Raw genomic sequence first — 10,930 nt, forward strand, 5'->3', positions numbered from 1 at the left:
CCTTATTTAAAGATTCTTATAAGATTTATCAAATCTCACTTCTTTTAGAAACTTTGCCAAAGTATATTAGAATAAGAAAGACATTAAAGCAAATAAGTAAATGCTACTTATTTGCTTTACCTACCTTTTTTTCCTTACCTTACTTCACTTTGACTTTGTTTTTATATAAAAATTGTGGGAGAGGAGTTGAAACTGCATTAATGCAAATTTATTAAATGAAGATGCTTTCAATAAAAAAGCTGTTGATAGGTTTGGTTGTAGCTTTAGGATTATTAATATCTGCTCTTGTGAATACCGAAGCATTTGATGAGATTCCTAGTAATATACCAACAACTAGGACGAGCTTTGATTTTGCCCTCGATTTTTAGTGATTGTTAAACATCGTGATATAGAGATTACTGCTTCCCAAGCGACAGGGAATCTTATAGTAGGATATAAATACGATGTCAGTGTGCGCTATATTTATAACTTCTAAGCATTATAATCTACTTAAGATTTGAGTCTTAAGTAGATTAAAGGAATGGAAGTGCTAGAGTCTTGATGCTTGGGTGGGATTCTATAAAATGTGAAATACCTCTTGAGGCAAAAAGTATAACACTTTATGGATTTAAAATATCCTTTTACACAAAATCGGGGTAAGGTTGCTATATTGACTTACTCTCCAGATTCATACATTTATGGATTCTATACATTGAATCCGGCACTGATAATAATAAAATAAGTAAAAGCACCAAGGAGCGCAGATACTGGCACCGTGATAAGCCAAGAAGCAATAATCTTATTAATAGCACTTCGCTTTACAAGCTCCTGCTTATAGGCTTTTTTGAGTGATTTGCGCTCTTTTCTATCAAGGCGAGGCATTGTGTTAAGACTCTTATTGTTCTTCAAAGCTTCAAGCATTAAGCCTTTTTTCTTAATACTCGCCTTATTGAATCTCTCTAAAAAAGCTTCCACTTCCTGCGCGTCTTTACCCTTGTGTGCTTCGATGATTGTTTGCTGCATCTCGTAGTAACGCTTTTTTAAATACTCTCTTAAGAATCCAACACCAAAAATTGCACCAAGCGCAATGTGTGTTGAGCTGACAGGTAAGCCAAGTTGAGAGGCAAGAAGCACGGTAAGTGCCGCACTCATAGCAATACAAAATGCTCTCATTTTGTCAAGTTCTGTAATTTCGCTTCCAACGGTGCGTATGAGCCGAGGACCATAAAGGGCAAGTCCCAGTGAGATTCCCAAACCTCCAATAAGCATAATCCAAAATGGCACAGGAATTTTAGCAGCGACTGCATCGCTAACCATAGACTGCAGTCCCTCGCTAATAGCCGCGAGTGGTCCAATAGCATTTGCCACATCGTTCGCGCCGTGTGCAAAGCTTAGGAGTGCGGCTGCAAAGATAAGCGGTATTGTGAAAAGCGAGTTTATATCCTCTTTTGTATTGAGGATTGAATCTGCTTTTTTTGCAACAATTGGGCGCACGATAAAAAATGTTATCACCGCTATGACAAATCCAACCCCTGCAGCTATGCCAAAGTCAATTTCTGGCAAGACTTTTTTCAAGCCCTTAATGATGAGATAGAGGCTAAAAGCCCAAGTCATAATGAAAATAAGGATAGGCACAACACGTTTAGCGGCTTCGCGCTTATCTTCTTTATAGGTAATACTTTTTTTGATAATGATGAGGAAAAGCACAGCAATGACGCCACCAAGCACCGGTGAAATTACCCAGCTTGAAGCAATGCGTAAAAGTTCACTCCAATTTACCACTCCAGCTCCACCAGCTACGATACCTGCCCCCAAAATACCTCCTACAAGCGAATGTGTAGTAGAGACAGGTGCACCGATAATAGTGGCGAGATGAAGCCATACCGCAGCAGAGAGTAGGGCGGCTAACATAAGTGCGAGAAAAATTCTAGATTCTGTAATTTGGCTAGCATCTACGATACCGGATTTGATGGTGCTTACCACCTCTCCACCAGCGATGATAGCTCCCATTGCTTCACAAATAGCCGCTATGATAATCGCGCCTACAAGCGTTATGGCTTGAGAGCCCACAGCTGGACCGACATTATTTGCCACATCGTTCGCGCCAATATTCATCGCCATATAGCCGCCTACGATAGTAGCAAACACGAGCAGAAGTGTGTTGTGTCCTGTATGAACAAATATAGCAATGAGCGAAATGACTAAGAAAAATATGAGGACAACAAATATCTTAATGCCGTCTTCGCGATTAAATTTCTGCGCTTTTTCTATGTGCTTTATGTCTTTGAACTCCATAAAACCTCCTTTAGCTTGATTAAATTTGGTTTGGCAACCAGAGAGAGATTTGCGGGATATATGTAATAAGTAGCAAGCCAACCAGCATCACGCAAAGCCAAGGCAACACGGCACTTGTTACATCCTTGAGACTTAGTCCAGTAAGTGAGCTTGCCACAAAAAGATTTAGTCCCACAGGCGGTGTGAGCATTCCTAGCTCCATATTGACAACCATAACGATACCAAAGTGTATGGGGTCAATACCTAAGGCTAATGCGATAGGTAGGAGTAAGGGTGTCATAATCATAATGACAGAGCTTGGCTCCATAAACTGCCCCATAACAAATAGCACGAGATTAACAAGTATGAGGAATGCCCACCAGCTCATATTTTGTGCCACGAGGAATTCGGCGATGAGATGAGGGATTCTCTCATTTGTCAAAAAATGTGCGAAAACGACAGCGAAGCCGATGATGAAAAATATCATCGCAGTGGTAATTGCCGCGTCTAAAAAAACACCATAAAGTTCTTTAAACTTAATGTCTTTATATACAAAAACAGAGATGATAAACGCATACACCGCGCTAATACCCGCGGCTTCTGTGGCGGTGAAAATACCCCCATAAATACCACCAATGATGACAAAAATGATAAGTAAAGCCCAAAACGCTTCGCGGAATTTTTTAAATCTTATTTTAAAGCTTTCAGGTTTGCTTGCTTTGAATCCCAGCCTTTTTGCACCTATGTAGGCATAGAGCATCATCATAGCACCTATCATTACACCTGGGACTATCCCAGCTATAAATAGCTTCTCAATCGATACTTCGGCAGTTACGCCATAGACAATCATTACCACAGAAGGCGGAATAAGAATCCCCAAGCTCCCCGCGGAGGTGACTGCACCCACAGCATAGCTTTTAGGGTAACCAGCGTTTTTAATAGCCACAAACATCACTGAACCAACAGCGATAACGGTTGCAGGAGAGCTGCCACTTACCGCAGCAAAGATGATACAAGCCAAAATCGCACTCATAGGCAACCCACCGGGCAAATGCCCCACAAGCGAAGTAGCAAAGCTAATAATGCGTTGAGCTGAGCTACCTTTGCTCATCAAAGAGCCAGCTAAGATAAACATAGGAATTGCCATAAGCGCAGGTTTCAAGCCATTAAACATAATTTCAGCCGAGCCAACAATATTATATGAAGTAAAAAAGAAAAGCGCACTTATGGCACTTACGCCTAAGGCAATACTTACGGGTACTCCCAAAAGAAGCAACCCAAACAACACAAGCAATAAATATGCGACACTCATTGATAGCCCTACTAATTTTTTATGACTGAATCGTGTATCATTTCAGTTTCTGCGTTTCTTACAACCTTGTCTGCGTCTGTCCAAGATACTTCATAGATTTTTTCAATCGAACGATAAGTTGCGCCAAAAAAAGCAAAAGGTAAACAAAGCAAGAAAATCCATAAGGGCACATTATGCAGAGCCTCGCTCATATAGCCAAGCATATAATTATCATAGCACACCATAATCCCAGCATAAGCCATAAATGCAAGAAAAAGAGAATTGATGATATGTATAGATATTACACAAGCTTTAGCGAGCTTTGGAGGAAATTTATCTAAAAGCATAGTTACGCTAATATGCACACCTTTTCTAAATCCATACGCTGCGCCAAAAAACGCCGACCACAAAAAGCAATAGCGCGCAACTTCCTCTGCCCAAGTAAGTGAGAGCTGGAAAGTATCGGGAAAAAGCCCTGTGAGGTAGCGGCAGAATACATTTATTGCTGTGATAAGCACACCAATGGTTAAGCCCATTACCGCAATAGTTTTATTGATAGAGGCGATAATCTTATCTAAGATAGCAAAGATTCGAAGAACGCGTGGGTTATGGTGAGCCCACACAAATGGTTTAGCAATAAAAGAAAGCATTTTTCAACCTCAATTACCCTTATTCTACTTGCAATACTTTTTCAATCAAGTCTTGTCCCACGATGTTATAAAACTTAGGATAAATAGCCTGCATATTCTCTTTCCAAGTAGCGATTTGCTCGTCTGTGAGGGTAAAAATCTGTGTTTTTGTTGCATCGTCTTTTTTTAGCTTTTCTAATAGAATCTTTTCCTCTTTTTCACTCTCTATGCGTTCAAACTCTGTAGCCTCGTGTAAAGCTTGAGTGAAAATATCTTTTAAATCATCAGGGAGTTGCTTCCAAAATCCATCACTTACAACTACCAAATAACCCAAATAGCCGTGGTTTGAGAGTGTAACAGAGCTTTGCACTTCATAAAACTTTGAGTTATAGAGGTTTGAGAGAGGATTCTCAGCCGCATCGACCACACCGGTAGAGAGTGCAGAATATACTTCGCCAAAAGGTAACACTTGTGGAATCGCACCAATTGCCTTTGTTTGCTCCTCTAGCACTTTTGAGCTCATAATACGCATTTTTTGCCCTTTCGCATCTTCTGGGAGGACAATAGGCTTTTTATTCGTGCTAAATTGTTTAAAACCTGCGTCCCAATAATCTAATGCAACAATGCCCCGCTTAGAAATTATATCTTTTAGAATCTGCCCCACTTCACCATCCATTACCTTATGCAAATGCTCTGTATCGCGGAATAAAAACGGCACATCCCAAATATTAAACTCTTTCGCGATAGGGGTAAATTTTGAAAAGCTCGGTGCTGCCATTTGCACATTATTACGCGTAAGCTCTTGAAAGACTTTATCATCATCAACAAGTTGTGCGCTCGGGAAAACTTCTACCTTGATTTTGCCATTACTTAGTTCCTCTACGCGCTTAGCAAAAAAATCAGCAGCTTGACCTTTGGGTGTGTTTGCGCTCACTACGTGGGCAAATTTTACCTTATAAACATCTTGCTTTGCTTGTTTTTCGCCCTCACCACAGCCTATAAACCCTAAACTTATTGCACTGATTAGGGCTAAAATTGAAAGTTTTTTCATTGCTACTCCTTTTGAGTTTTGTTGCATTCTATATATAAAAAGCATTAAGATTCATTATAAGAGCGGAATTTGATATGAAAATGCGCTTCTTATGTGTGATTTATAAACAATTCTACACTCTTAATTATACGCTATGAGGCAAAAAATGGCATTTGATAAGTATTTGAAAAAATAGGCTAGAATAGGTTTTTCTAGCAATGAAACAAAATAAAATGAAGATTCTTAAGGAGTTATGGTGTTTCCATTTAGTGATGAAGAACTGCAAATGCCCGTTGAAATGGTGATACAGAAGGTTCGACCAACATTAACATTAGATGGTGGCGATATTACTCTGCTTGGTATTAAAGATGCTAAAGTGTATGTGAGGCTTGAGGGTGCGTGTAAGGGCTGTCCAAGTTCAGCAAATACGCTCAAGTATGCTATTGAAAATCGTTTAAAAGAAGAAATTCACCCCGATATTAGCATTGTGAATGTTAGGCACGGAGAAGAAACTACATTATAAAATTTGCGAATCTTGTGGGCAGAAAGCACAGAATAAGCGAGGCAGTATGGAAGCGATAAAATTAACAGATATACGCACAAGACGTGAAGTCAATAAAAACAATAAGAGAGCTTTTGCACTTTTTATACAAAAGCAATACAAACAAGCCTTTGAGCTTTTCTCACACAATTTACAGCTTGATTCGGAGAATACAGAATCACTTATCGGGCTCCTTTTAGCGGATATGGCGCAGGACTTTGAGGAACAAGCTCTAGGCATATATGAGTATTACCAAATTTTACTTTCACAAGAGATAAGCAAGACAAAGGCTAGGGCGCAGATTCTAAAAACAATTCAAAGTCTTGATAAAAGCACAAATAAGATTTTTTCGTTTCTAAGAGGCATAGAGAATCTCCGTGCAGACGCGATTGATGGGATTTTGTATCAGGATTTTAAGCGCATAGCTAAGGATAATTTTAAACGAGCCTTTGAGGATTTGATTTTCAGCACGAAGATTATTTTTACAAACAAGGGTGATTTTTACGAGTTCCTTAATCAATTGGTGGAGAATGATTATCAAGATATGTCGCTTGAGTATATAGAATCTCTTAAGAAAAATATTATGTACGACAAGGAATTTGAGAAAATACTGCAAAAGGTTGGCAATGATATTCACAAAAAACATAAAGCATAGGGGCAAAGTTTATAACGCACTAACCGATGATACACGCGTGATTGAGGCGTTTTTGAGTAATCAAGTAGCGCAAGATGAAAAACTAAAACTCGATTCCTTACTCCTTGTGAAAACCAAGCAAAACACGCCATTTGTGGCAAAACTCCAAGAGCACATAGCCTTGCAAAGCACGGAGGGTGATTTAGAATCTAATGTGGATTCTATGGATTCTCAAGGAGATGAAGTTTCCAAAAAAGGCAAAGTTTGTGTAGATTCTAAGGGGCTTATGAAAACTCCCTGTTCGCAGATTCATATTATAGAGGCAAATGAGCTTTATGATGTGCTTTTTGCCAAATCCGCAATGCAAATCGTAGGGATTACGGGCACAAATGGCAAAACAACAACCGCGGCGATTATCTACTCGATTTTGCTTGATTTGGGCTATAAGGTGGCGTTGCTTGGCACGAGAGGATTTTTTGCAAATGACAAGCAGATAAGGCAAAAGGGGCTGACAACGCCCGGTTTGCTCGAGCTTTATGAGGATTTGTGTATCGCACAAGAAGAGAGTTGTGATTTTTTCATTATGGAAGCAAGTTCGCACGCCATTGAGCAAGAGCGCGTAGCAGGACTTAAGTTTGCCTTGAAGATTCTCACAAACATTACGAGCGACCACTTGGATTATCATAAAAGTATTGAGGAGTATCGCCGAGTAAAAAATAGCTTTTTTGAGGGCGAGGGTGCAAAATTGCTGAATGCTGATGAGCCACACGCGCGATGTGCGGATAAGGAGGCGTTTTACTATGGTGTGGAAAAGAGAGGGCATTTGAATGTTTCTGCCTATGCTTTAGAATCTGGCATAGACGCGCATATCGTGTGGCAGCATAAGAATGAAGTGGATAAAAGCGCGATAGAGGCGCATTTATATGGCAAACATAATTTGTATAATATTCTTGCTGGTATTGCTGGAGTGAAGATTCTCACCCATACATCTTTAGAATCTATTGCCGCGACTTTGGGGAATTTTGGCGGTGTAGGTGGGCGTATGGAAGTCGTGCATACAAAACCGCTTGTGATTGTGGATTTTGCCCATACACACGATGGTATGAAGCAGATTTTTGAAAGTTTTAGGCATCAAAAACTTGCCGTTGTCTTTGGTGCAGGGGGCGATAGAGACAAAAGCAAACGTCCTAAAATGGGTGCGTGTGCGGCATATTATGCCCATAAAATATATATTACAAGCGATAATCCGCGCACAGAATCCCCGCAGAGCATTATAGATGATATTTTAAACGGGATAGAAAGGAGTGAGTGCGTATGTGTAGAGATTAATCGTAAAGAAGCTATACACCGCGCCCTTGATGAACTAGCAGATGATGAAGTGTTGCTGATTCTAGGTAAGGGCGATGAGGATTATCAAATCATCGGCACACAAAAAATACATTTTGATGATAGGGAAGTGGTGAGAGATTATTTTAAAAAAAGTAATGCGAGTAAATAGACGCACATAAGGCTCTTTATAAAAAAGATTTAAAGTCGCAATACGCACTTCTTAAGCTTAAGGGTATTGTAAAACTATGCTACAATACGCACTTATTTTGATACAAGGAGATTTTATGCAATGTCGTAGATATATGAGATATATGAAAAATATCATTAAGATGCCATCTCGGGTTAAAGCTATATACGAGACACAAGACAAATTGCTTCATTCTCTCATCTCGGCACAAATGGTGGCTCATATCGACAAACTTGATGTTGTGCTTGAGCTAGCAAAGAGCTTTAGTAAAGCAGAGATAATACGCAACAAAGAAAAAGCCCTTGCTTATTTCTCACTTATAAATCCCGTGCGCTCACTTTCATTTAATCTTGTGCGTATCGGCGGGCAAACTGATGGTGGGTATGTTCTTTTATGCCCCCCCCCCCGCGCTTAAAAGCAATTCTTCTCCAAAAGTTGTTTCATTAGGCGTATCTGAATCCTCTCCTTTTGATTTAGAAATGGCAGATATGGGTTATGAAGTTCTTGAGTATGATGCAAGTATAGAATCTTCTCCTTATCCCAAACACCCAAACATTAAGTTTTTTAAAAAATTTGTCGGCGCAGCAGAATCTCACAACACAATTACTTTAGAGCAGATTATTAAAGACAATCATTTTGATGAAAATGCCCACAACATTTTGCAATGTGATATTGAAGATGTGGAATGGGAGGTGTTAGAGGGTATTGATATAGCACTTTTAGCGCAATATTTTCCGCAGATTCTATTTGAATTTCATAATTGCTACCCTGATGATGAAGCCCTCACGCAAAGGCGACTAAGCATATTAGAAAAGATAAATAAATATTTTGTGCCTATCCATACACATTTTAATAATAATGCGGAGTTGTTATTTGCGGAAAATTTGTTTTTTTGTCCTGTTATAGAAGTATCATATTTGCGTAAAGACTTAATGCCAAATGATGCAAAGCCCATTGTGGGTAGCGCGACACTTCCGGGCTTAGATTATCCTAATACCCAAAATTATCCAGATATTCCTGTTATTTTTGTTTAGATTCTATAAGAATCTAAGGTGTTTATTTGTGTTGCGCGTGTGTTTGAAAGATTGTTGAGAATTTGCTTAGTTATTTTTCGCGCTCACTTCACGTAAAACCCAACACAAATCCCACAAAAATGACAAGCGCGAGTAAAAATGCACTCAATAGGCGATTAGTCCAAAGAGTAGCAAAGAATACAAAAGCTAAAAGTATGAGTTTCACTCCATCAATCAAGGCAAAATCACCAAGAAAGCTTACAATATCGTGTGTGAAAAATGCGGTAGAATACACGATAGCCCCGAGCATAGCTTGTGTGCTATAAGTGAGAAATCGATAAAATGCGCCGTCTGTATTACCAAGTAATGCGTGATTAGCAAATATGAATGGTAAGATTCTGCATATAAAGATTGTGATTGCTGAAAAAAGTAATAGAATCCAAAACATACTCATTCTTGCTCCTTAGTTTGTGTTTGATGTCGCTTTGTCTTATATTGCTCTTTGTGTCTCGTCATAGGCTAACATTAACATACCTACTATAAAGGGGATAATAAGGAGGTAGTAATGTGAGCTAAAGTGCTATAACAAAAGGAGCTAACAGAAAACCCCAAAAATAGCTTCTACTTCTTTCATATTAGGATAATGTTTCACAGCAAGTCCGGTAAATTGCAATGGTAGCACGAGAGCGATAATTTCCCTTAATTCTGGTGAGTTGAGGGTTGCACCCATACTCGCACCTATGCCCGTGCAGATAAGCGATACAATCCATATAGGTAATCCAAGCCCAACAAAATAAGCAAATGGATATGCGCTCATTGATTTAAACTTCGATATACAGCCACTAAATACAGATGGACAGATAAGAATGCTTGAGAGTGCTAGCCACACAAGACTTTGTTTTTTTGAGATAGGGTGAGAGTGTAGCACTCATAAGCAAAAATCTTGCATTCATCGCCAATATAAGCGGGATAAGAATATTATAGCCCTCTTGATAACTCTGCACAAGGAGAAATTGTAAAGGTGTGGAAAATACACAAACAAAGTAGTAGCAATACTTTCAAAGATTCCTAGAGCATTTGCATAGGCATTAGCACCAATAGAGAGATAAAGAAATATAAAAGATACACCAAATATAGAGGAATCTTTTAAACCATTTATGAAATAATCTTTTTTCATATTACATTCTCCATAAAATCCTTTCTTGCAATACCTTTGCTATGCAAAAGCACACGCAGAGCCGAGTGTAGATTATACTCTTTTTGTTCTATTTTATCTATTTGATTAAGTTTTGTTCGTCCGTGTAAAACTTTTTTATTGGCAAGTATTGCAAAAGTTCCATCTTGACCAAAAGTATTAATACTGCATTCTTTTAAAATCTCTCTTAGTTTGTTGATAAGTGCCTTTGATGTATTATCAAGTCCTATCACTCTCCTACATTCCTGTCTATCCTAAAGTCTAGATTGAATCCAACACCTATTCCCTGCTTGTAAAATGCAAGTGGTTTAATTTGAGTTTTGTTGCCTTTGACATTTTTGCCTGATATAAATCGCGCTTTAGTATTAAACATACTCAAAAATTCCTTATCAGTAAGGTTGGATACAATATCGTTGGTGTGTAGAAAAGTTGTAGGCGTAAAAGTTATGTCTCTACAAACACTTAAAGATAGAAAATCAATATCTAAGCTTTCATAAATATCATCTGAATGCAGTGAAATAGCACCCAATCCCATTCCCTACTCACCAAATAAATGTCCTTCTTTAAATCTGTATTTTGAGGAAGTCCATCAATAAAAAAAGCAAAAATACGGCTTTTAAGATTAAATTGAATGATTTGTGCCAAATCATCTTTTTGAAGATTCAAAAATAGAAAATTCAAAAAAGCTATCTGTTGAAAAGAAGAATTTAAATGTTGATGAGTATCCCACCACTCATCGATTTTCTCACAAAGATAGCTTAAAATTTATGCTTTTTGAATATTCACTTATCATTTCTTCGCGTATTTTATGGATATCTAAATCAAAAT

15 protein-coding genes are annotated in these 10,930 nt (G+C 38.5%); 7 read left to right on the plus strand and 8 right to left on the minus strand.

Translation table 11 applies throughout. From position 1 onward, the window contains the following. A partial coding sequence (locus tag LS67_RS09955; protein ID WP_236096356.1) for a hypothetical protein occupies positions 1 to 215 on the plus strand: 215 nt, incomplete at its 5' end. Continuing rightward, on the plus strand, positions 216 to 368 hold the full coding sequence (locus LS67_RS09610) for a hypothetical protein (RefSeq protein ID WP_156407282.1): 153 nt from the start codon (positions 216 to 218) through the stop codon (positions 366 to 368). Between the two features lie 316 nt (positions 369 to 684). Here LS67_RS09610 and LS67_RS05490 read toward each other — a convergent pair whose 3' ends face one another. From LS67_RS05490 to LS67_RS05505, 4 genes are read right to left on the minus strand one after another with little or no spacing between them, the layout of a single operon-like run. Then, complete coding sequence (locus LS67_RS05490; protein ID WP_034326544.1) at positions 685 to 2,274, minus strand: inorganic phosphate transporter; 1,590 nt, start codon at positions 2,272 to 2,274, stop codon at positions 685 to 687. A 19-nt stretch (positions 2,275 to 2,293) separates the two neighbouring features. Beyond that, complete coding sequence (locus tag LS67_RS05495) at positions 2,294 to 3,565, minus strand: TRAP transporter large permease (RefSeq protein WP_034326546.1); 1,272 nt, start codon at positions 3,563 to 3,565, stop codon at positions 2,294 to 2,296. A gap of 11 nt (positions 3,566 to 3,576) precedes the next feature. Then, on the minus strand, positions 3,577 to 4,194 hold the full coding sequence (locus LS67_RS05500) for a TRAP transporter small permease (protein WP_034326548.1): 618 nt from the start codon (positions 4,192 to 4,194) through the stop codon (positions 3,577 to 3,579). Positions 4,195 to 4,213: 19 nt separating this feature from the next. Then, positions 4,214 to 5,224 (minus strand): DctP family TRAP transporter solute-binding subunit, encoded by a 1,011-nt coding sequence (locus LS67_RS05505; RefSeq protein ID WP_034326550.1) that lies wholly within the window; start codon positions 5,222 to 5,224, stop codon positions 4,214 to 4,216. 235 nt (positions 5,225 to 5,459) lie between these two features. On the opposite strand from LS67_RS05505, the gene LS67_RS05510 reads away from it, so the two are divergent. From LS67_RS05510 to LS67_RS05530, 5 genes are all read left to right on the plus strand, one after another. After that, positions 5,460 to 5,726, plus strand: coding sequence for a NifU family protein (locus LS67_RS05510; RefSeq protein WP_034326552.1), 267 nt, complete (start codon positions 5,460 to 5,462; stop codon positions 5,724 to 5,726). 46 nt (positions 5,727 to 5,772) lie between these two features. Then, positions 5,773 to 6,399, plus strand: coding sequence for a hypothetical protein (locus tag LS67_RS05515; RefSeq protein ID WP_034326590.1), 627 nt, complete (start codon positions 5,773 to 5,775; stop codon positions 6,397 to 6,399). Beyond that, positions 6,371 to 7,876 carry a UDP-N-acetylmuramoyl-L-alanyl-D-glutamate--2,6-diaminopimelate ligase gene (locus tag LS67_RS05520; protein WP_034326554.1) on the plus strand — a complete coding sequence of 502 codons (1,506 nt, stop codon included), beginning with the start codon at positions 6,371 to 6,373 and terminating at the stop codon, positions 7,874 to 7,876. Before LS67_RS05515 ends, LS67_RS05520 begins: the two co-directional genes overlap by 29 nt. Before the next feature lie 115 nt (positions 7,877 to 7,991). Continuing rightward, positions 7,992 to 8,309 carry a hypothetical protein gene (locus tag LS67_RS05525; RefSeq protein ID WP_052082229.1) on the plus strand — a complete coding sequence of 106 codons (318 nt, stop codon included), beginning with the start codon at positions 7,992 to 7,994 and terminating at the stop codon, positions 8,307 to 8,309. Continuing rightward, positions 8,269 to 8,928 carry a hypothetical protein gene (locus LS67_RS05530; RefSeq protein WP_231944863.1) on the plus strand — a complete coding sequence of 220 codons (660 nt, stop codon included), beginning with the start codon at positions 8,269 to 8,271 and terminating at the stop codon, positions 8,926 to 8,928. Before LS67_RS05525 ends, LS67_RS05530 begins: the two co-directional genes overlap by 41 nt. 88 nt (positions 8,929 to 9,016) lie before the next feature. On the opposite strand, the gene LS67_RS05535 is transcribed toward LS67_RS05530, so the two are convergent. From LS67_RS05535 to LS67_RS05555, 4 genes are all read right to left on the minus strand, one after another. Further along, a complete protein-coding gene (locus LS67_RS05535; RefSeq protein ID WP_052082230.1) occupies positions 9,017 to 9,361 on the minus strand; it encodes an AzlD domain-containing protein in 345 nt (114 codons plus the stop codon). Between the two features lie 141 nt (positions 9,362 to 9,502). Continuing rightward, entirely contained in the window at positions 9,503 to 9,835 is a 333-nt protein-coding gene (locus LS67_RS05540) for a hypothetical protein (protein WP_052082231.1), read from the minus strand. 245 nt (positions 9,836 to 10,080) lie between these two features. Then, entirely contained in the window at positions 10,081 to 10,335 is a 255-nt protein-coding gene (locus LS67_RS05550; RefSeq protein WP_034326555.1) for a hypothetical protein, read from the minus strand. After that, positions 10,332 to 10,631 (minus strand): hypothetical protein, encoded by a 300-nt coding sequence (locus tag LS67_RS05555; RefSeq protein WP_138109630.1) that lies wholly within the window; start codon positions 10,629 to 10,631, stop codon positions 10,332 to 10,334. The genes LS67_RS05550 and LS67_RS05555 overlap by 4 nt, the downstream gene beginning before the upstream one ends. Positions 10,632 to 10,930: the final 299 nt, after the last annotated feature.

The organism is Helicobacter sp. MIT 03-1616, from assembly GCF_000765685.2.
Taxonomy (GTDB): Bacteria; Campylobacterota; Campylobacteria; order Campylobacterales; family Helicobacteraceae; genus Helicobacter_C; species Helicobacter_C typhlonius.